The sequence below is a fragment of the Sinomicrobium weinanense genome (assembly GCF_018863395.1).
Classification (GTDB): Bacteria; Bacteroidota; Bacteroidia; order Flavobacteriales; family Flavobacteriaceae; genus Sinomicrobium; species Sinomicrobium weinanense.
Map to the genome: position 1 here is coordinate 706,588 of NZ_JAHKRR010000002.1, position 21,397 is coordinate 727,984.

Annotated in this window: 20 protein-coding genes; 2 read left to right on the forward strand and 18 right to left on the reverse strand. The window is 46.8% G+C overall.

What is annotated here, in order from left to right; all coding sequences use genetic code 11:
* Positions 1 to 40: 40 nt before the first annotated feature.
* Positions 41 to 3,127, forward strand: coding sequence for a beta-galactosidase, LacZ type (lacZ, locus tag KN811_RS08520; RefSeq protein WP_187965318.1), 3,087 nt, complete (start codon positions 41 to 43; stop codon positions 3,125 to 3,127).
* A 212-nt stretch (positions 3,128 to 3,339) separates the two neighbouring features.
* On the opposite strand, the gene aroQ is transcribed toward lacZ, so the two are convergent.
* From aroQ to KN811_RS08550, 6 genes are all read right to left on the reverse strand, one after another.
* Positions 3,340 to 3,756, reverse strand: a complete 417-nt coding sequence (gene aroQ, locus KN811_RS08525; RefSeq protein WP_187965319.1) for a type II 3-dehydroquinate dehydratase — start codon at positions 3,754 to 3,756, stop codon at positions 3,340 to 3,342.
* Positions 3,757 to 3,882: 126 nt separating this feature from the next.
* Positions 3,883 to 5,085, reverse strand: a complete 1,203-nt coding sequence (locus KN811_RS08530; RefSeq protein ID WP_187965320.1) for a glutamate-5-semialdehyde dehydrogenase — start codon at positions 5,083 to 5,085, stop codon at positions 3,883 to 3,885.
* A 96-nt stretch (positions 5,086 to 5,181) separates the two neighbouring features.
* Positions 5,182 to 5,952 carry a glutamate 5-kinase gene (gene proB / locus KN811_RS08535; RefSeq protein ID WP_187965321.1) on the reverse strand — a complete coding sequence of 257 codons (771 nt, stop codon included), beginning with the start codon at positions 5,950 to 5,952 and terminating at the stop codon, positions 5,182 to 5,184.
* Position 5,953: 1 nt separating this feature from the next.
* The gene (gene proC / locus KN811_RS08540) at positions 5,954 to 6,766 is read right to left on the reverse strand and encodes a pyrroline-5-carboxylate reductase (RefSeq protein WP_187965322.1); all 813 of its coding nucleotides are present in this window, start codon (positions 6,764 to 6,766) and stop codon (positions 5,954 to 5,956) included.
* 411 nt (positions 6,767 to 7,177) lie between these two features.
* Positions 7,178 to 7,762, reverse strand: coding sequence for a porin family protein (locus KN811_RS08545; RefSeq protein WP_187965323.1), 585 nt, complete (start codon positions 7,760 to 7,762; stop codon positions 7,178 to 7,180).
* A gap of 292 nt (positions 7,763 to 8,054) precedes the next feature.
* Positions 8,055 to 8,555 (reverse strand): porin family protein, encoded by a 501-nt coding sequence (locus KN811_RS08550; RefSeq protein WP_187965324.1) that lies wholly within the window; start codon positions 8,553 to 8,555, stop codon positions 8,055 to 8,057.
* A gap of 232 nt (positions 8,556 to 8,787) precedes the next feature.
* Here KN811_RS08550 and KN811_RS08555 point away from each other — a divergent pair, with 232 nt between their 5' ends.
* Complete coding sequence (locus tag KN811_RS08555) at positions 8,788 to 9,699, forward strand: arginase family protein (RefSeq protein WP_187965325.1); 912 nt, start codon at positions 8,788 to 8,790, stop codon at positions 9,697 to 9,699.
* 101 nt (positions 9,700 to 9,800) lie between these two features.
* Here KN811_RS08555 and rlmN read toward each other — a convergent pair whose 3' ends face one another.
* The 12 genes from rlmN to KN811_RS08615 all read right to left on the reverse strand — a co-directional run bounded on the left by rlmN (position 9,801) and on the right by KN811_RS08615 (position 21,161).
* Positions 9,801 to 10,841 (reverse strand): dual-specificity RNA methyltransferase RlmN, encoded by a 1,041-nt coding sequence (gene rlmN, locus KN811_RS08560; protein ID WP_187965326.1) that lies wholly within the window; start codon positions 10,839 to 10,841, stop codon positions 9,801 to 9,803.
* A 136-nt stretch (positions 10,842 to 10,977) separates the two neighbouring features.
* Complete coding sequence (queA, locus tag KN811_RS08565) at positions 10,978 to 12,027, reverse strand: tRNA preQ1(34) S-adenosylmethionine ribosyltransferase-isomerase QueA (RefSeq protein WP_187965327.1); 1,050 nt, start codon at positions 12,025 to 12,027, stop codon at positions 10,978 to 10,980.
* A 259-nt stretch (positions 12,028 to 12,286) separates the two neighbouring features.
* A complete protein-coding gene (locus tag KN811_RS08570; RefSeq protein WP_187965328.1) occupies positions 12,287 to 12,625 on the reverse strand; it encodes an antibiotic biosynthesis monooxygenase family protein in 339 nt (112 codons plus the stop codon).
* A 75-nt stretch (positions 12,626 to 12,700) separates the two neighbouring features.
* Complete coding sequence (locus KN811_RS08575; RefSeq protein WP_187965329.1) at positions 12,701 to 13,552, reverse strand: fructosamine kinase family protein; 852 nt, start codon at positions 13,550 to 13,552, stop codon at positions 12,701 to 12,703.
* Between the two features lie 98 nt (positions 13,553 to 13,650).
* The gene (gene aroA / locus KN811_RS08580; RefSeq protein ID WP_187965330.1) at positions 13,651 to 14,880 is read right to left on the reverse strand and encodes a 3-phosphoshikimate 1-carboxyvinyltransferase; all 1,230 of its coding nucleotides are present in this window, start codon (positions 14,878 to 14,880) and stop codon (positions 13,651 to 13,653) included.
* A gap of 126 nt (positions 14,881 to 15,006) precedes the next feature.
* On the reverse strand, positions 15,007 to 15,333 hold the full coding sequence (locus KN811_RS08585) for a nucleotide pyrophosphohydrolase (RefSeq protein WP_187965331.1): 327 nt from the start codon (positions 15,331 to 15,333) through the stop codon (positions 15,007 to 15,009).
* 39 nt (positions 15,334 to 15,372) lie between these two features.
* The gene (dtd, locus tag KN811_RS08590; RefSeq protein WP_187965332.1) at positions 15,373 to 15,825 is read right to left on the reverse strand and encodes a D-aminoacyl-tRNA deacylase; all 453 of its coding nucleotides are present in this window, start codon (positions 15,823 to 15,825) and stop codon (positions 15,373 to 15,375) included.
* 74 nt (positions 15,826 to 15,899) lie between these two features.
* Positions 15,900 to 16,850 carry a ribosome small subunit-dependent GTPase A gene (gene rsgA, locus KN811_RS08595; protein WP_187965333.1) on the reverse strand — a complete coding sequence of 317 codons (951 nt, stop codon included), beginning with the start codon at positions 16,848 to 16,850 and terminating at the stop codon, positions 15,900 to 15,902.
* Positions 16,851 to 17,022: 172 nt separating this feature from the next.
* Positions 17,023 to 18,105 carry a bifunctional 3-deoxy-7-phosphoheptulonate synthase/chorismate mutase type II gene (locus KN811_RS08600; RefSeq protein WP_187965334.1) on the reverse strand — a complete coding sequence of 361 codons (1,083 nt, stop codon included), beginning with the start codon at positions 18,103 to 18,105 and terminating at the stop codon, positions 17,023 to 17,025.
* 110 nt (positions 18,106 to 18,215) lie between these two features.
* Positions 18,216 to 19,079, reverse strand: a complete 864-nt coding sequence (locus tag KN811_RS08605) for a prephenate dehydrogenase (RefSeq protein WP_187965335.1) — start codon at positions 19,077 to 19,079, stop codon at positions 18,216 to 18,218.
* A 112-nt stretch (positions 19,080 to 19,191) separates the two neighbouring features.
* A complete protein-coding gene (locus KN811_RS08610) occupies positions 19,192 to 20,337 on the reverse strand; it encodes a pyridoxal phosphate-dependent aminotransferase (RefSeq protein WP_187965336.1) in 1,146 nt (381 codons plus the stop codon).
* Entirely contained in the window at positions 20,334 to 21,161 is an 828-nt protein-coding gene (locus KN811_RS08615; protein ID WP_187965337.1) for a prephenate dehydratase, read from the reverse strand. Before KN811_RS08615 ends, KN811_RS08610 begins: the two co-directional genes overlap by 4 nt.
* Positions 21,162 to 21,397: the final 236 nt, after the last annotated feature.

Consider the following 21,397-nt stretch of genomic DNA (forward strand, 5'->3'; position numbering starts at 1 on the left):
TTATTTCATATATTTGTGTTCGAACACAATATCAACCTTCATGAAAGCATCCGTATTTACATTCCTATTTTTATGGGTTTCCATCACTGCCATATCCCAGACCTTAGACCCCGTTTGGGAAAACCCGGACGTTATCGAAATTAACAAGCTCCCTCCGAGGGCTTCGTTCTTTGCCTACGAAAATAGCACTCTTGCCGCACAGGGCAAAAAAGAGGACTCACAAAGATTCCTTTTATTGAACGGCACCTGGAAATTCCGCTGGTCCGATGACGTATCCGGCAGGCCGGAGGATTTTTATAAAAAAGATTACGACACTTCCGGATGGAACGATATTACGGTTCCCGGAAACTGGGAGTTACAGGGTTATGGTGTACCCATTTACGTCAACCATCCCTACGAATTTAAGGTAAAGAACCCCTCCCCGCCCGACATCCCGGACGGCCATAATCCTGTGGGATCCTATAAAAGGGCGTTTACCCTTCCGGCGGACTGGAAAGATCAAAAAGTATACATTCACCTCGGCGCGGTAAAATCGGCCTTCTACATTTGGGTGAACGGACAGAAGGTCGGTTACAGCCAGGGATCGAAACTCCCGGCTGAGTTTGACCTTACTTCCTATGTAAAGCCCGGCGACAACCAGGTGGCCCTGGAAGTTTATCGCTGGAGCGACGGAAGCTACCTGGAATGCCAGGATTTCTGGAGAATATCGGGTATAGAACGCGATGTTTACCTCTATGCCACCCCGCAAACCCATATCGGGGACATCGATATTCTCGCTTCTTTTAACGATACGTATACCGATGGTATATTTCAGCTCAAAGTAAATATCAACGGCCTTCCTGCCAAAAAACATAAATACACTGTTGATGTACGGCTTCTGGAAGGTGAGAACACCGTATATACCGCATCCCGGAAAGTCACCGACAGCACAACCACATTTTCACACCAGGTCCCCGGAGTAAAACAATGGTCTGCCGAATTTCCCAACCTGTACCGCCTGGAAATCGCCCTGAGTGAAAAAGGGAAGAAAACCGAAGTGGTGTCGCAACGCGTAGGGTTCCGGACCACCGAGATCAAAGGCAACCAGTATTTCCTCAACGGAAAGCCCATTCTCATCAAAGGGGTCAACCGCCACGAACACGATCCTGTAACCGGGCACGTAGTATCCCGGGAAATGATGGAAAAAGATATTGAGGTCCTGAAACAATACAACATCAACGCCGTAAGGATGGCGCACTACCCCAATGACCCCTATTTCTACGAACTTTGTGACATTTACGGTATCTATGTGGTGGATGAAGCCAATATCGAATCGCACGGCATGTATTACAACCTGGAACATACGCTGGGCAACAATCCCGAATGGCTCAAGGCCCATATGGAGCGTATAAAACGCATGGTGGAAAGGGACAAGAACCATCCCAGTATCATCACCTGGTCACTGGGGAACGAAGCCGGGAACGGCTGGAATTTCTACAATGCCTATAACTGGATCAAAGACCGTGATCCCTCCAGGCCGGTACAATATGAACGTGCCCAGCGGGAATGGAACACAGACCTTATCGTCCCGCAATACCCTTCGCCCGGATCGATGGAAAAATTTGCCCAAAAAGGATATAACCGTCCCATGATCATGAGTGAATATGCTCATGCCATGGGTAACAGTCTCGGTAATTTCAAGGAGTTCTGGGAGGTCATCGAAAAATACGACATTCTCCAGGGCGGGTTTATCTGGGATTATGTAGACCAGGGGATCAAAACCGTAAAGAACGGAAAAGATATCTATGCCTACGGTGGCGACTTTGGTCCGGAAGGCACGCCCAGTGATGGCAATTTCCTGCTCAACGGACTGGTGATGCCCGACCGTACGCCCAACCCGCATATGTTCGAAGTAAAAAGAGTACACCAGAACGTTAAATTTGCTGTAAAGGATACTGCAAACAAGACCTTTGCTGTAAAGAACTGGTATTTTTTCCGCGATCTCTCCAACTACCGGATAAGCTGGGAGCTACTCGAAAACGGTACCCCTGTGGAAAACGGAACACTGAAAGGCTTTAACCTGAAACCCCAGGAAGAAAAAGAGGTATCTGTTCCCCTCACCTACAATCTTGAAACCGGTAAGGAATACCTCCTGAATTTTTCGGTAACTCTTAAAGCGGAAGAACCTTTTATCCCCAAAGGCTACGAGATTGCCTATGACCAGTTTATCCTTCAAAAAGGAAATCCGGTGATGCCCGGAAAATCCGAAAAAAGCATTTCCATGGATCAAAAGAATGGTCATATCATTCTGACGGGTGACGCTTTTTCCGTGGATTTTGATGTTACCAAAGGTATTATCTCCAATTACACCCACAACGGCCAGGCCCTCCTGGAAGAAGGGGGCCAGGTAAACTTCTGGCGGGCCCCGGTGGACAACGACTACGGTGCCGGGACACAACGCAAGTATGCAGCATGGAAAAAGGCCGGGAGATCAGGAGAGAAAGTAACCTACAAGACAGCTATTCTTAAAAAGGACAATGCCGTTCAACTCACCTTTTCCAGGCCCTTACTGGAGGGTGATGCACAATTTGTACAACGCTATACGGTTTATGGCGACGGAAGAATACATATAGACAATAATTTCGAGGCGCAAAAAGGCGAACACCTGCCAATGTTTAAATTTGGCAATACTATGGTGCTTCCCGAAGGTTTTGAACAGGTAGCATGGTACGGACGCGGGCCGTTCGAATCGTATGCCGACCGTAAGACAGCCGCTCGTATAGGGTTGTATAAAGGTACGGTCTCCGGGCAATATCACCCTTATATCCGTCCGCAGGACAGCGGTAACAAGACCGACGTTCGCCATGCCACCCTGAGCAACGATAAAGGCGCGGCTTTTCAGATCGTAGCCGATACCCCTTTAAACTTTTCGGCATTGCATTACAGCACGGAGGACCTCGACGGAGGCCCGGAAAAAGCACAGATGCACTCGGGCGAACTCGTTCCGCAGAAAAAGACCTTTGTAAATGTAGATGGTATGCAATCCGGTGTGGCGGGGATTGACAGTTGGTACAGCCTGCCACTGGAAAAATATCAATTGCCGTATGCTTCGTATGCTTACGGGTACTGGATTGTTCCTTTGAAGTAAAGGTTTTGTTTTATATTTTGGGGCTCCCCTCTTCAGATGAAGAGGGGTGGGCCACCTGTGGTGGGTCGGGGAGTTTGACCTCGCCCAGGTCATGGACCTATTCCCAAAACGTTTGTTTCTTGCCTATGGCCCGGGATATCTAACCCTCCGCTCCCGATCAGAGATCGGGACCACCTCCCTTTATCAAAAGGGAGGAGCTATGTACTGGCTTCTCAACTTATAAAACTCTGTATAGCCAGCACATAACTCTGAAGCCCGAAGCCCAGTATAACTCCTTTGGCATTCGGGGAAATATAGGATTGATGACGGAACTCTTCCCGGCCGAAAGTATTGGATATATGTACTTCCACTACGGGTGTGGTAATACCTTTTACAGCATCGCCTATGCCGATGGAAGTATGGGTGTATGCCCCTGCATTGAGGATAATACCGTCATGGTCAAATCCGGTTTCGTGCAGTTTATCGATGATCTCCCCTTCTATGTTAGATTGGTAATATTCCAATTCCATATCCGGAAATCTGGAGCGCAGTTTAAACAAAAAATCTTCAAAGGTTTCGGCTCCGTAGATCTCAGGTTCCCGCTTTCCGAGGAGGTTCAGGTTGGGGCCGTTGATAATGATCAGCTTCATAGTTAAAAACTTTCCTGTAAATGTATCTATTTTCGGGGGGATAAAAAAGTTGTCGGTTGCCAGTTGCCGGTTAAAAAACTGGCAAACCCACAACCGGCAACCGGTAACTGGCAACTGGTAACCCGTTTACTCCCTAACCTGGCCGTTACCGTATACATAGTATTTATTGGTCACAAGCTGTTCTAGCCCCAGGGGGCCCCTGTGGTGGAGCTTGTCTGTACTGATGGCCAGTTCGGCACCTACGCCCATCTGTCCGCCGTCGGTAAAGCGGGTTGATGCGTTCTGGTATACGGCTGCGCTGTCTACCTGCTCCATAAAGGCCTGTGCAGTAGCTTCGTCTTCCGTAAGGATGCAGGCGGAATGCCCGCCGGAGTATTTATTGATCCGGTCGATGGCTTCTTCTACATTGCCTGCCGATCCGATCACAGCCTTCAGGGCCAGAAATTCTTCATACCAAACGGATTCATCTTCCACGGGCGATGTATCCGGGAGGATCTTCCTCACATCATCATCGGCCAGCAGTTCCACAGAATTTTGACGCAATTCTTTTTCCAGTTCCCTGACCTTGTCTTCATAACCCGGGATATTCCTGTCTACCAATATCTTGTCCAGGGCATTACAGGCCGATATTTTATGGGTCTTGGCATTGACGATCACCTGAAGTGCCTTATCCCAGTCGGCATCCTTGTTTACATACAGGAAATTATTGCCCCGCCCGCTGACCAGTACGGCACATTGGGCGTGGTCTTTAACAAAGCGGATCAGTCTTTCTCCGCCACGGGGTACGATAAGGTCCAGTTTTTCCGGCGGGTTCTTCAGAAATTCCTGGGTTTCCTGGCGGTTCATGTTCAGTAATTGTATCCAGGCTTCGGGTTCCAGGCCGTTTTCCGTCAGGGCTTTGTGCCAGCACTCTTCGAGTTTTTTATTGCTGTGCCCGGCTTCTTTCCCGCCTTTGAGCAAGATCTTGTTATTGGCTTTAAAGGCCAGGACAGCTGCTTCTATGGTGACATCCGGACGGGATTCATAAATGATCATTATAGTGCCGAAAGGCGCTGTTTTATTGAATATTTTCAGCCCGTTTTCCAGTTCCCGGGACGATTTTATCTTGCCTACGGGATCGTCCTGTGAGCGGACTTCCTTTACCGACTGGATCATACCGTCTATCTTGGCCTCATTCACCACCAACCTGTCATACATGGCACGGTCAGCACTGTCAAAGGCATCCAGGTCCTTTTTGTTGGCCGCTATAATAGCTTCGCGCTCTTCGTCCAGGATGCGTTCCATGGATTCGAGCACTTTGTTTTTTATATCTTTTGTCAATAATTTCATGTGTTTGCTTTTAGATGGGAGACCGATGACGGGTGACGGATGAATACACCTGTCTTCCGCCATCAGTCACCTGTCTCATTATTAATAAAAATCCATTTATTCAACGATCCGTGTTCCTACGTCCTTTCCCTCTACGATATCGAGAATAATCCGGTCTTTCTTACCATTGGCAATATAGGTGGGGATGTTCTTGGCCGCCGTATTCTTGGCGATCTTCAGTTTCGACGCCATTCCTCCCCGGCCGGATGTTTCTCCCTTGTCGGTTTCCTCGATATACTGCTCCACGTTTTGATCTACCTTAACTTCGGGCAGTAATTCGGAATCGTCATTGTCCGGGTGACCGGTGTAAAAACCGTCTATATCCGTAAGGATAATGAGCATATCGGCATGGATCAGCTCGGCGATAAGGCTGGCCAGCTCATCGTTGTCGGAAAACATGGAGTGGGTGACCGAAACGGCGTCGTCCTCATTGGCAATGGGGATCACTCCTTCCGACATCAACCCTTCATAACAGTTGATCATGTTCTTGCGGTGCTCTCCGGGGTTAAAGTCGCGCTTGGTGGCCAGCACCTGGGCACAGCGCATGCCGTAATCGTGGAAAATGCTGTAATAATAGCGCATCATCCGCGGTTGTCCGATGGCCGAATAGACCTGTCTTCGTATGGACTTGTTCTCTATTTCACTTTCGCCCAGGATCTCCAGCCCTGCATTGGCCGAACCGGAAGAGACCAGCACGGTCATAATATTCTGTTCATACAGTTCTGCGATCTGGTCTACCAGTCTTTTTAAGATAGGCTGTACAATGCGATTGTCTTTATTGATCATGACATTGGTCCCTACCTTAACCACTATTCTCTTCTCGTACATACTACTTGTTGTTTTCTTTACCCAACTGCACTGCCCTCTCGAAGGCAGCATGGGCTGCGTCCTTAATGAGCTCCTTTACGTTATTCTCTTCCATAGAATCGAGTGCGGCACGGGTGGTGCCTCCTTTAGAGGCCACTCTGTCCATCCATGCGTTGGGGTCCAGGTCAGAACTGTTAAACAGCTCTACGGCACCCTGGAAGGTCTGGGCCACCATAAGGCGGGCGTCTTTCTGGGAAAATCCCATTTTTACGGCAGCCTCCATCATGGACTGCATAAAATAGAATATATAAGCGGGACCGGAACCGGAGATCCCGGTAGATTTGTCGATTTCCATTTCACTGGCCAGTTTAATAGACCTCCCGGTGGTGTCTATCAGCTTTTCCACCGTGAGGAGTTCCAGCCTGGAAACATACTTGGAAGCCGTAAAGGAAGTAAACCCGTGCCCTACTTTTGCCGCGAGGTTGGGCATGGCACGCACTACTTTTTTGATGTCCATGGCTTCCTGCATGGTTTTGATGGTAACACCGGCCATGATAGAGATAAAGATCTGTCCGGGCCTTTTGTGCTCCTTGATCGCTTCGAAAAGTTCATCGCTGTGATAGGGTTTTACTGCGATAAACACAATATCTGCGTTGGGTAAACAATCCTCAATTTTTTCGTAGACGTCGAACTCATCGTTCTTTTTCAGTGCATCGGTCCTTTCCCGTGCACTGTCTAAAATCATTAAGTCTTTTTTCTTTAATAAGTCTGATTGGGCCATTCCCTGGGCATACGTTAGCCCCATGTTCCCGGCGCCAATTACTAGAACTTTCATTTGATAAAGTTTTATAGTTATATAATATGTTCGGCTTTATCCCCGCAAGGAACGTGCTGGAAATCCGGGAAATCCGGGGGATATGGCAAAAATAGCAATTTTAAAAACACGTAAACAATTGATTACAAATGTATTAATTGTGCTAGATTAAATATTTAACAATTTTAAAGAAATTTCTGTATTCCGGGAAACGGGTAAAAAAAGCCCGACATATGTGCATAAACCTGAAAAAACGGCAGGCTGTCAGTCATGTTTTTAACATAACGTTAACATAAAGAAAGGATGTCAGGTTGAGAAGAGGGCACTCGTTGCAAACGAGCGCCAGGTGTTATATTTATATGTAGGCCATATTAAATAAAAAACGGGAGTTTTTACGAACTCCCGTTTTTGTAAAAATATGATATTCGGTGTTTAAAACCTATATCCGAAACCTACCTGGAAATTTCTGGTTTTTACATCTATACCAGATATAACCATATTGCCAATATATATTTCATCAATCTCAGATATATCGGTCAACCCCAAACTATACCTGGCATCAAAAAAGAAGCCTCCGGGCAATTCGTATCCTGCGCCAAAACTCAAACTAAAATTAGTAGTTTTTAATCCGTCTGTCCCTCCATCCGCATCTACTAAAATTCCAAGTTGTGGCCCGGCCTGTATATTAAAACCTTCTGCTACATAAAACTTAGCCAATACCGGAATATTTATAAAAGAAATATTTCCGTCTTCTTTAGATCCATCATACTCTACTTTTGTGCCTTCGCTTGAATATAATACTTCCGGCTGAATATGAAATACTTCCGACACTCCGAAATCTGCAAGTCCACCAATATAAAATCCTGTCTTGGTATCGTTTGAGCCACTGGAAATATTAGTGTCGAATTTCAAGTTAGAAAAGTTCAACCCCGCCTTTACCCCAAAGGTAACATCCTGAGCGGTGGCGTTAAACCCAAAACCAAATGCCATAACGGCTACGAGTAAAAATTTTTTCATATAACCATATTTTTAAATTAATAGGACTAAGATAACAGATATTTTTATTCAGGGGTCAAAAATGAAAAAATCACTCGGCAATTAATATTATCGGGGGCTCGTTAACACTGTACGTAAAGAAGGGAGGCACTCGTTGCAAACGAGCGCCAGGTGAGGATTTATCGAAGTAGAGGAATTTTATATTATTGCGACAAAGTTTAAATCATTTCGATATTCAATGCAATGCAACACAAAAAAAGCGAAAGTCCGTATCACTTTCGCTTTTTATATTCTACTGTATTTATTTCTCTTCTTAGAAGAACAGATATCCTACGGATAGCTGGAATACGGAGTTTTTGGCCGATGTATTGTCTATGGCATCGGAAAACCCAAAATTATACCTGGCCTGGGCAAAGAGGTTGCCAAATTTATAGCCTACGCCTACGGCTCCGCCCATATCAAAACTCTTTACATCGTCCCAGTCATCATCCTGTACATTAACACCAAACTGAGGTCCGGCTTCAAGACTAAGGTTAGGTATCACATAATATTTGGCAAGAATCGGAACGTTTACATAATCCAGTTTCAGATCATCCAGTCCCTGGGCAGAATATAAAATTTCGGGCTGTATGGCAAACTGGGCAAAGCCTATCTCTGCCAGTAAACCGATATGATAGCCCGTTCTGGCATCGCCACTGACATCGCTTAAGTCTGCGAAATTCACCCCACCTTTGGCCCCGAAATGAATGGATTGGGCATTACCGTATAACGATACTCCAACAATAGCCATAATTACTAAAACAATCTTTTTCATCACTAAAAGTTTTTGTGTTCTGTAGTGTAAATATACTCATATTTTGCTCGAAACCGATAAATGATGTCTTATTTTTATTACATCTGGCTCCGAAAACACTATAAAAATTTGAATCTCACCGGAATATAGACACTGTGTTATAACATAAGCTATGAGTGTTTTTTGAAGGGCGCTACGTTCTATTGGCGTTCCCCTTCTATTTTGTATCTTTATATAAAACAGACCCAGCATTATGGCCGTGAACAACAGGATAAACATCGTTGAATTTCCCACTAATTTAGGATTAAAGGAACCTCAACCGGGTGTGGAACCGGGGGTAAAGAACCTCCCGGCATGGCTGCGCGGAAACGGGTTTTACCATATGCTGAAACCCAAAAACATCTATACCCTGGAGCCGCCCCCCTATTCCATGCAGATGGACCCGGAAGCGGGAGTGCGGAACAGTGAGGCCGTTATCCGCTATGCCAAACAGCAGGCCGAACTGATGGACAAGGTATTGCAGGAAGCTCCTTTTCCTGTAATTATCGGCGGAGATTGCAGTATTCTTATAGGTAATGCCATAGCCCTGAAGAAACGGGGAAATTATGGCCTGTTTTTCCTGGACGGGCATACGGACTTTATGCTTCCGGAACTTTCACAGACCGGAGGTATAGCCGGTATGGACCTGGCGGTGGTTACCGGGTATGGCCATCCCAAACTGACCGATATTTACGGGCTGAAACCCTATTTCGAAGAGGAAAATATATGGTGTGTGGGCAACCGGGAATACGACAGGGACTACGTGGCCCCCATCCTGAACTCGAAAATACATTATTACGACCTGGACAGCCTCCACGATACGGGTACGGAACAGTGTACCAATGATTTTCTGAATATGGTAACGGATAAAAAGCTGGATGGCTTTTTTATACACCTGGACGTGGATGTCCTGGACGATCACATAATGCCGGCAGTGGACAGTAGAACACCAGACGGGCTTACCTATGCGGAACTCAACCACATCCTGGAAAAGTTATTGCCCCACGAAAAAGCCTGCGGTATGGAGATCACCATCCTGGACCCGGACCGCGACCCTACGGCGGAGTATACCCGGGAGTTTATGGCTAATATGCAGAGGAATATCCTGAATTCGAGGAAGAAATGATATGAGTTGGTTAGTTTTGGAGTCTTGGAGTAAAATAAGTGTTATATTATAACAAAATAATAACTCCGAATTAACCAACTCCCAACTAATCAACTCCAAAACTAGGACTTATTGGCCAACTGCCCGCAGGCGGCATCTATATCTTTTCCGCGGGAACGGCGTATTGTTACGGTAATACCGTTTTTTTCCAGGATATCCCGGTACAGTTCCAGAGCTCCGGGGTTGGCCTGGGCAAAATGGTCGTCGCCAATGGGGTTGTATTCTATGATGTTTACTTTAGAAGGTGCAAAACGGCAGAAACGGGCCAGGGCTTCGGCATCTTTCCGTTTGTCGTTGATGCCCTGCCACACCACGTATTCGTAAGTGATCCTGCTTTTGGTTTGTTGATACCAGTATTCCAGGGCTTCCCTTAAATCTTTTAGCGGAAAATGCTCGTTAAACGGCATAATGGAAGTCCGTACCTCATCTATGGCCGAATGCAGGGAAACGGCCAGCTTAAACTTCACCTGGTCATCGGCCAGCTTTTTTATCATCTTCGGTACGCCGGATGTGGATACGGTGATCCTCCTGGGCGACATGCCGAGGCCTTCGGGCGAAGTGATCTTGTCGATCGCTTTTAGTACGTTATTGTAGTTCATCAGGGGTTCGCCCATCCCCATAAAAACAATATTGCTCAGCGGATGCCCGTAATAAAGGCGGCTTTCGTTGTCTATGGCTACCACCTGGTCGTAAATCTCATCCGGATTGAGATTGCGCATTCTCTTAAGCCGCGCAGTGGCACAGAACTTACAATCCAGGCTGCACCCTACCTGGCTGGACACGCAGGCGGTGGTACGGGTATCGGTCGGTATCAGTACCGATTCTACGATCAGCCCGTCGTGGAGGCGGACGGCATTTTTTATGGTACCGTCATTGCTGCGCTGCATACGGTCTACCTGAATGTGGTTGATAACAAAATGCTCTTCCAGCATTTGTCGGGTCTCTTTGGAAAGATTGGTCATCCCCTCAAAGGAATGCGCGCCCTTGCTCCAGAGCCATTCGTAAACCTGGTTGCCGCGGAAGGCCTTGTCTCCACGATCGGCAAAGAAATCACGGAGTTGTTCTTTGGTCAGTGCCCGTATGTCTTTTTTAGTTACTTGCATTGCGGTGCAAAGGTAAGTATGTTTTTTTGGTTTTAAATACTTTAGACTTCTATCATCTGTAAAATACAAATCCCAAATTCCGGGCATTTGCATCGTCCGGAATTCGGGATCTGTGGTTTGTTATACCGGGAAACGCTTACAATATAAGCATGGCGTCTCCGTAGGAATAAAACTTGTATTTTTCCTTAACAGCCTCTTCGTAGGCCTTTTTGATCAGGTCGTGGCCTGCAAAGGCGGAAACCATCATCAGTAAGGTAGATTTCGGAGTGTGGAAATTGGTTACCATACAATCTGCTATACTGAAATCATACGGAGGAAAGATAAATTTGTTGGTCCATCCTTCATATGCGTTCAGCAGTCTTTCGGAAGACACGGAACTTTCCAGGGCACGCATTACGGTGGTTCCTACTGCACAGACCTTCTTTTTATTCTTTTTGGCCTCGTTGACCACCTGGGTAGCGGTTTCCGGGATAAGCAGTTCTTCACTGTCCATCTTGTGTTTGGAAAGGTCTTCCACTTCTACCGGGTTAAAAGTACCGAGCCCCACGTGCAGGGTTACTTCGGCAAATCTGGCCCCTTTTATTTCCAGCCTTTTCAGTAGGTGTTTTGAAAAGTGAAGTCCAGCGGTAGGCGCTGCTACTGCCCCTTCGTACTTGGCATAGATGGTTTGGTAACGCTCTTCATCCTCGGGCTCTACGCCTCTTTTAATGTATTTGGGCAGCGGTGTTTCCCCGAGTTCCTTGAGCTTTTTCCTGAAATCTTCATACGATCCGTCATAGAGGAAACGAAGTGTACGGCCTCTTGAGGTGGTGTTATCAATAACCTCGGCTACCAGGCTTTCGTCATCGCCAAAATAGAGTTTGTTCCCTATCCTGATTTTCCTTGCAGGGTCTACCAATACATCCCACAGGCGCTGTTCTTCATTGAGCTCACGGAGCAGAAAGACTTCTATCCTGGCACCTGTCTTTTCCTTGTTACCGTACAAACGGGCCGGGAACACCTTGGTGTTGTTCAATACCATGACATCGCCTTCGCTGAAATAGTCGATAAGGTCTTTGAACATCTTGTGCTCGATGGTTCCGTCTTTGCGGTTCACTACCATTAACCTGGCTTCGTCCCTGTTTTCAGACGGGTATTCGGCGAGTAATTCTTTAGGTAGATCGAAATTAAAATGAGATAACTTCATGTGTTTTGTTTTTAGGTCCGAAGTCCGATGCCTGAAGTTTTATCGGGTTAAGATTACCCCCGACCCTTCGGCTTTAGTTTATCCTGAGTGCCATTGAAAGGCTCAGGGCAACGCTTCTGACTTTTTACCTGTCTTTTTTACGAAGCTGCAAATATACAACCCTGAAACAGGGGTTGTCAAGGAAATGGACAAAATATTTGGAATGTGTATGTTTCGGGGGGAGATTCCGGGTAGGTTCTCTTTTAAAGGACCTGTATCTTCATACACCGGACAAGGGAATATCATTGCCTTTTGCACGCCTGCTTGCAATGTCCGTAAGGTGATAGTGGTTCATTTCTTCTACGGCATCAAGAAAAAAACCGATCTGTTCGAAAACCTTCCTGAATTGTACAGATTTCCGGAAACCGTTCATATGATCTTCCACGGAACTCCATTCAATTCTAAGGATAAACCTTTCGGGATCTTCTTCGCACTGGGTCAGTTCGTGCCCCAGGCAAACTTCAGAATTATCCAGCTCTTCAGAAGCCTTTCTGTGCGCTGCAATAAATTTTTCAGCGTCTTCTTTCTCTATTTTATACCTGACGTATTGTATGACCATAACCTAAATGAAACTCTATATTTCAATATATAAAGATAAATTTTTCGGACATGCAGCTATAACAAAACATTAACATTAACATCCGGAATATTTACGCACAATACGCTCTACACTTTGCAGGTACCCGCTACCGAACAGGTTGAGGTGTACGAGCAGGTAGTACAGTTGCCAGACATCCAGACGTTCTTCCCACCCTTCGTTCAGGGCAAAGGTTTCGTTATATGCCCGCATCATGGCCGGGGGAAAGCCCCCGAAAAGGTGCATCATGGCTATATCTGTCTCACGATGAGCATAAGCCACAGCCGGATCGATAAGGCAGGGATTGCCGTCTTTACTTACGAGATAATTTCCGCTCCATAGATCGCCATGTACCAGGGCAGGCTGTTCTTCGGGGATCACGGTTTCCAGGTTTTTGTAAAGGGCTTCCGTATTGAAGCGATACCCCTTATCCTGCGCCATGCTGAACTGGGGTTGTAACCGCTGGGTTATATAAAACGCTGCGGCATTTGTGCAATGTGCATTATATTGTGGCAGGCTTCCTATGTAGTTGGAGTTTTTAAACCCGAAATAATCTGCCGTATTGTGGTGCAGGGCTGCGAGTTGTTTCCCGAAGGTCTCCCAAAAACCGGGACCGGGGATTCCCTGCTCCATATATTCGAGGATAAGATAGGCGGTTTTCCCTGCTTCTCCCTGTGCGATCACCGCCGGAACGTGAATGGCCCCGGTGTTCCCAAGTACTGCCAGGCCCTCGGCCTCTGCCGGGAACATCCCGGGATAACGGGAGGCACTATTGACTTTAACGACAAACTGCCCGGCAATGGTTTCCAGCAGATATACATCATTGATATCTCCGCCGGAAAGGGGGCTTACTTTCCGGATCTCCGCCCGGAGGACCTGCTCAAGGCTATGTTTGACGGTTTCTGTCATGAGGTGGATATACGTCCTTGTTGGGATACGGTCTGTGCTGAAACGGATGTCTCCAGGTGGGGTAGCAATGCATTGCGACCCTACGGGGATTATTGTTGTTATAATGATTCTATCCGGAAATCCAGTTTTTCCATATCCTTCCAGAAATCAGGATAGGATTTACTCACTACCTCGGCTTCTTCGATGATGATAGGTACTTTCAGCCCCAGCGGAGCAAAGGCCATGGCCATACGGTGGTCGTTATAGGTGGGAATGGCTATGTTTTTCCGTATGGTTGCCGAAGGTTCCAGAAATAATTCGGCGTCGGTGACCTTTATGGAAGCTCCCAGTTTTGACAATTCCGTTTTCAGGGCTTCGAGCCTGTCGGTCTCCTTGATCTTCAGGGTGTGGAGGCCCGTTAAATGGCATCCTCTTCCCAACCCGAAACAGGTAACGGCAATGGTCTGGGCAATATCGGGAGCATTGGACAGGTCGAAACTGATCTTTTCTGAGGGATCGGGGGTGTTTTCTTTTTTGAGGGTGATCGTTTTGGTATCAAAAACAGTTTCCACCCCGAAACTCCTGTACAATTCCGAGAGGGTACTATCGCCCTGAAGGCTGGATTTCCTGTAAGACGAAAGGGATATTTCTGTCCCCTCTTCGCACAATGCCGCTATACTGTAAAAATAAGAGGCCGAGCTCCAGTCCGATTCCACGGTCAGGGTCACGGGATCTATTTCCTCCAGGGGAGCTACTTTTATGACATGGCCTTCAAAAGCTGTTTCTACCCCTATTTCGTTCAGCAGGGCCAGGGTCATTTTTATATAGGGCACGGAAGTTATTTTCCCTTCGAGGGTAAGCTCCAGTCCGTTTTTCAGTCTGGGCGCTACCAGCAGCAGGGCAGAAATATACTGGCTGCTCACATTGGCCTGTAATGACACCTTGTTTTTTTCGAGTCGTTTTCCGCTTATCTTTAGGGGCGGGTATCCTTCTTCCTGCGTGTATTCGATCTCCGCACCCAGTTGTTCCAGGGCATCGACGAGTATTTTTATGGGTCTTTCCGTCATTCTTTTAGAGCCGGTAAGGACCACCTCCCGGCCTTCACGGGTAGCAAAAAATGCCGTTAAAAAGCGCATGGCCGTACCGGCATGGTGGATATCAACTACTTCACTGCCGGAGGTCAATGCATTCTGCATCAACACAGAATCATCAGAGTTAGATAGGTTCTCTATTTTGATCTGCGGATACAGGGCCTGTAACAACAATAAACGGTTAGACTCGCTTTTGGAGCCGGTGATGCGGATGTCATTGTTGATCCTGGTTCGGGAATTGGATATTTTGATGTTCATTGAACTTTGACTGTCTCGTTTGGGGCTGTCAAAAAAGTCTACACCCGTCACCCTGAATCCCGATGTATCGGGATTCAGGGTGACGCAATAATTACTTCTTAGATAGCCCCTACATTCATTAATTATTTATTTTAACTTTTCGTTGTTGTGATGGCGGTCGTGGTCGCGTTTCGCCTTTTTGTCCATCTTTTTGTCAAAGGCCGATTGCAGGTCTATACCGGTCTGGTTGGCCAGGCAAAGGACTACGAACACCACGTCTGCCAGCTCTTCTCCCAGGTCTTTTTCTTTATCGCTTTCCTTTTCGCTTTGTTCTCCATATCTCCTGGCAATGATACGGGCCACTTCGCCTACTTCTTCGGTGAGCTGGGCCATATTGGTCAGTTCGTTAAAGTAACGGACTCCGTGTTCTTTGATCCATGCATCTACTTCCTGCTGGGCGTTTTTTAGGTTCATAGTTTTCAGATGTTAGATATCAGATATTAGATTAGGTTTTTACTGCTTATCCCTGGTATCGATAATAATGGTGACCGGGCCGTCGTTGACCAGGGCCACTTTCATGTCGGCACCAAATTCCCCGGTTCCCACTTTTTTGCCGAGGTCCTCTTCTATTTGCTTTACAAAGGCTTCGTAAAGTGGTACGGATACTTCGGGTTTGGCCGCCCTGATATACGAGGGGCGGTTTCCTTTTTTGGTCGAGGCATGAAGGGTAAACTGGCTTACGACAATAATATCGCCGCCGGTGTCGGTGACCGACCTGTTCATCACACCATGCTCATCGTTAAAGATACGGATCTGGGTTATTTTTCGCGATAGCCAGCCTATGTCTTCTGCAGTATCGGCATCCTCTATACCGAGGAGGACCAGCAATCCCGATCTTATGGATGATCTTATGTTTCCTTCTATGGTTACACTTGCTTCGCTGACACGTTGTATTACTGCACGCATATGTTTTATCTACACGATTACACAATAGAGTCACACGGCCGTGTGACTCTACGGGGGTTCTTTTTCTGAATAATTTATTCTTCGCCGTAGATATCTGTACGGTAACTTTCTTCTTCGCCTTCCAGGATCTGTAAATAGCTCTTGTACCTGCTCCAGAGGATCTCGCCGTCTTCCAGGGCCTGCTTTACAGCACAATGGGGTTCGTCTACATGAAGGCAATTGTTAAACCTGCATTCGCTTTTAAGGGCAAAAAACTCGGGAAAATAATCGCCTATTTCCTCTTTTTCCATATCGATGATCCCAAATCCCTTGATACCGGGAGTATCGATGATCTTTGCGCCAAAATCGAGGTCGAACATCTCTGCAAAGGTGGTGGTATGCTGCCCCTGCTTGTGCTGCTCAGAAATTTTGGCTGTCCTGAGGTTCAGCTTCGGTGCTATGGCATTGACCAGGGTCGATTTCCCTACCCCGGAATGACCTGAGAACATGCTTACCTTTCCCTTCATCAACTCCTTTACCTGATCTACATTTTTACCGGTTACCGTAGAAACACCTATACATTCATAACCGATCTGGCGATACATGGCTGCAAGGTATTTTACTTCCAGCAGCTCTTCTTCATCGTATTGGTCTGCCTTGCTGAAAACCAGGACGGCCCTGATATCATAAGCCTCGGCCGTAATCAGGAAACGGTCTATAAAAGTAGTGAGGGTCAACGGGTTTTTCAGGGTGACCAGCAGAAAGGCCTGGTCGATGTTGGCCGCAATAATATGCTTCTGCTTGGACAGGTTTACCGACCGCCGGACAATGTAATTCATGCGGTCGTGAATATGGGTGATGACGCCCGTGCCAACACTGTTTTCAGACTCAGACTCAAAATCCACCACATCACCCACGGTTACAGGGCTGGTACTTTTTATGCCTTTGATGCGGAATTTTCCTTTTATCCTGCATTCGTAGACCTGCCCTTCGGCAGTTTTTACCGTGTACCAACTTCCGGTAGATTTGTAGACTGTTCCTGTCATAGGCTTTTTTCCTGGGAAATTGTCATCTTTTAACACACCTGTCACATCGAGCGCAGTCGAGATGTCTTCGGTAGAAGAAGCCCCTCGACTACGCTCGGGGTGACAGTATAGTATTTAATTCTTTACGACAACTTCAAAATATTAATTACGAAAATTTGTATAGTCTACAAATTTACGCTTTTAATATTTTCTCCTGGTGGTTGATTGATTCCTGGTGAATGGCCTTGAACATTTTCAGGACAAACTCCTCGCTCAACCCTTTTTCCTGGCCTTCGAGTATCATTCTTCCGAGGATCTCGTTCCAGCGTTTGCTCTGCAATACGGCTACGTTCTTCTGTTTTTTAAGCGCCCCTATCTCATCGGATATCTTCATACGCCTGCCAAGGGTTTCAACAAGGCCGTTATCTATGACGTCGATCTGGGCACGGAGGGTTCCCAGCTTGTTGTTGTATTCGGCTTCGGCATCGGTTTCCTTTCTTATTTTCAGGTCTTGCATGATCTGGATAAGCCTTGAAGGGGTAACCTGCTGTGCGGCATCGCTCCAGGCGTTGTCCGGGTCGTTGTGGGTTTCGATCATCAATCCGTCGAAATTCAGGTCTAGTGCGGTCTGCGCTACGTCAAAGATCATGTCGCGTTTACCGGTGATGTGAGACGGGTCGCAGATCAGCGGCAGGTCGGGGAACCTGTTTTGCAGTTCAATGGCCAGTTGCCATTCGGGGATATTCCTGTATTTGCTCTTTTCGTAGGTAGAAAAGCCTCTGTGGATCACTCCCAGCTTTTTAATATTGGCCGAATGCAGGCGTTCTATTCCTCCGAGCCACAGGGCCAGGTCGGGGTTTACCGGGTTTTTTACCAGTACCACCTTGTCTGTTCCGTTGAGGGCATCGGCTATTTCCTGTACGATAAACGGGCTCACGGTAGATCGTGCTCCGATCCAAAGCAGGTCTACGTCGTGCTCCAGGGCCAGTTTTACGTGGGCAGCGTTGGCCACTTCGGTAGCTGTAAGCATTCCGGTCTCTTCCTTGGCTTTTTGCAGCCATTTCAATCCCAGTGCTCCTACACCTTCAAAATTACCGGGGCGTGTACGGGGTTTCCAGATCCCTGCACGCAGATAACTTACATCGCTATCTTTAAGCTCATGCGCTATTTTTAATACCTGTTCTTCTGTTTCGGCACTGCATGGCCCGGCAATGACCAGAGGGTGGTCCAGTCCCAGATCGTCCAGCCATGTTCTCATCTCTTTCGAATTTTCCATGATCGTTTTTTAATTTGTAAATCGTCGTTTTTGGTTTTTATTTTTTTGTTATTCCCCGGAGGGGAGACGTACGGCCGTACGTCTCTACGGGGTATGCATATTCCGTGAGGTCACGGGGTTGGGACGTTAATTCCCTTTAATATTTCTTTTATCCTGTTGGTGTTTTCCATTTCGTTATAGATGGCTTCGAAATCACCTTTTTCCATCAATTCCCTGAATTGTTGCAAATTGCCGATATACTCATCCAGGGTCTCTATGACATTGGCCTTGTTCTGTTCAAAAATAGGGGCCCACATGGCAGGGGAACTCTTGGCCAGGCGTACGGTGCTTTCGAAACCACTTCCCGCCATGTCAAAAATATCGCGTTCATTCTTTTCTTTTTCAATAACCGTCTTTCCCAACATAAAAGAACTGATGTGTGACAAATGAGACACATAAGCAATATGCCGGTCGTGCGATGCCGGGTCCATGTACCGGATACGCATCCCGATGTCGGCAAACAGCTTCAGCACTTTTTCCTGTAACTTAAAGGCAGTCTTTTCTACCTCGCATATAATGTTCACCTTGTGTTTGTACAATCCTTTCAGGGCAGCCGACGGGCCGGAAAACTCCGTCCCGGCAATAGGGTGGGCCGCCAGGAAATTCCTCCGTTTGGGGTGATCGGCCACCGCTTCACAGATCAGGGACTTGGTAGACCCCACATCAAATACCACCGCATCGTCACGGACCAGGTCCAGTATTTCGGGAAGCAGTCCCAGGCTTGTGCTCACGGGAATGGCAACAATAACGATATCAGCCTTTTCAAGGTCTTCCATACCGGCCTTTTTATCGATAAGCCCCAGGTCCAGGGCCTCGTTCAGGTGGTCTTCGTTCGTGTCAATCCCGTGGATCTCCGCATGCCCGCGTACCGATTTGATATCGAGGGCAAAAGATCCGCCTATCAGTCCGAGGCCTATTACGAATACGTTTGTCATTTTACTGTTTGTTTATCTGTTGGAGAAAGGTCAGGCCTTTTTCCTTTGTTGTAACTTTTTATTGCCGTTATTTCTCCAGGGGAGACGTACAACCGTACGTCTCTACATTTAATTATATTCTGTTTATGGCTTCCTGTATTTTTTCCTTTGGAATGCAAAGGGAAAAACGGATATAGCCTTCGCCGTTTTTCCCGAAAATGGTTCCGGGGGTGATAAAAATGCTTTTATCATACAGTATTTTATCGATAAAGGTTTCTGCGGAGGCTACGCTTTCCGGGAGTTTGGCCCAAATAAACATGCCCACTGCGTTTTTATCGTATGTACATCCCAGTTTTTCTGCCAGACGGTACATCAGTTCCCTTCGTTCTCCATATACATTATTGATGCTCTCGTACCAGTCCTCCGAACATTTCAGGGCGGCTATGGCCCCTTTCTGAATGCCGTAGAACATACCGCTGTCCATATTGCTCTTTACCTTCAGTATGGCGTTGATGTTCTTTTCATTTCCCAATACCATGCCCACACGCCATCCGGCCATGTTGAACGTCTTGCTCAGGGAGTTGAGCTCCAGGGCTACGTCCTTTGCCCCTTCGGCCTGAAGAATACTCGACGGGGTATCGTTCAGCACAAAGCTATAAGGATTGTCATTGACCAGGAGTATTTTGTTTTTCCGGGCAAAGGCCACCAGTTTTGAATACAGTGCTTTGGTGGCATTGGTCCCGGTAGGCATATGCGGATAGTTGAGCCACATGAGCTTTACGCTGCTCAGGTCTTCTTTTTCCAATGCATCGAGGTCGGGCAGCCAGCCGTTGCTTTCTGTCAGGTTGTAATACCTGGGGGTTGCCCCTACAAGTTTGGTCACCGAAGTATAGGTCGGATACCCGGGGTCCGGGATCAGTACTTCATCGCCTTCGTTCAGAAAGGCCATGGAAATATGCATGATCCCTTCTTTAGACCCCATAAGCGGCAGGATCTCCGTATCTCTTTCCAGCGTCACTCCAAACCGCTCCCGGTAAAAACCCTTTATACTTTCGCGCAGTTCCGGTAAGCCCTGGTAGCTCTGGTACTGGTGGGCCAGGGTATCTGCCACGGAGTCCTGCAATGCCTTTATGACCTCAGGAGCAGGGTGCAGGTCGGGGCTTCCGATGCCCATGTTTATGATCGGTTTTCCATCGGAAATAAGCTGCCTTACCTCCCGGAGCTTCCGGGAAAAGTAGTATTCTTCTACCGTATATAATCGTTTGGCTACCTCTATCATAGTTTTGCGTTTTTGTATTCACCGAGTATCTTAAACTCTTCTGTCATGATCTGCAACAGGGATTTTGCCTTTTTAAAATCGTCATACCTTTCGAAAGTGACATCCACGAAAAAGGAATATTTCCAGGGGGTTTCAATCACGGGAAGGGATTGTATCTTGGTCATGTTCAACCGGCAATCGCTCATTACGTTGAGCACGGTGGCCAGGCTTCCGCGTTTGTGGTCGGTCATGAATTTTACCGACGCCTTGTTGATCTCTCCTTCAGGCAATACGGAATTTTGGGTCTGTATGATCACAAAGCGGGTAGAATTGTCTTTTATGGTCTGTATATCATCGGCCAGTATTTCCATACCGAACAGTTCTGCCGCTGTTTTACTGGCTATGGCCCCTATGCCCTCGAGCTTGTTTTCCCGGATCCTTCGGGCCGTTTCGGCCGTATCGGCATCCTCTACGAGTTTTATATGCGGAAACTGCTTAAAAAACCGTTTACACTGCAACAGGGCCATAGGATGTGAGTATACTTCCTTTATATCTTTAATCTCCTGGCCCGGCAAAGCCATCAGGTTATGGTGAATGTTTACATAGTGTTCTCCTATGATATGCAATTGATTACTGTCTATCAATGCATAATTGGGAATAATGGACCCGGCAATGGAATTTTCTATGGCCATAACGGCACTGCCCACTGCTTTGTCCAGGAGACTGTCGACCAGAATATCGAAAGAAAGGCATTCCAGGATATCAACATTATCCCTGAAGTATTCTCTTGCCACCTGGTGGTGAAAAGAACCTTTTATTCCCTGTATGGCTACTTTTTCGTTCATATTACTGAATTACCTGCATATTTTTAGGGTTACGGCCAGTTCAGGCCAAAAAAAAGTCCCGGAAAAACCGGGACTCGTCATAATATCTTTGTGTTCAAAACAACCTATAACCGTCCCGTTCTCCCTCTAAAAAAGTAAAAGAAGAAAAAATAGAAGTTCCAGTTATAAGAAGTCTTGATCATTGTTTACTCCATTTGACGCTGCTAAAGTAATTATAAATTTGAAATAGCCAACAC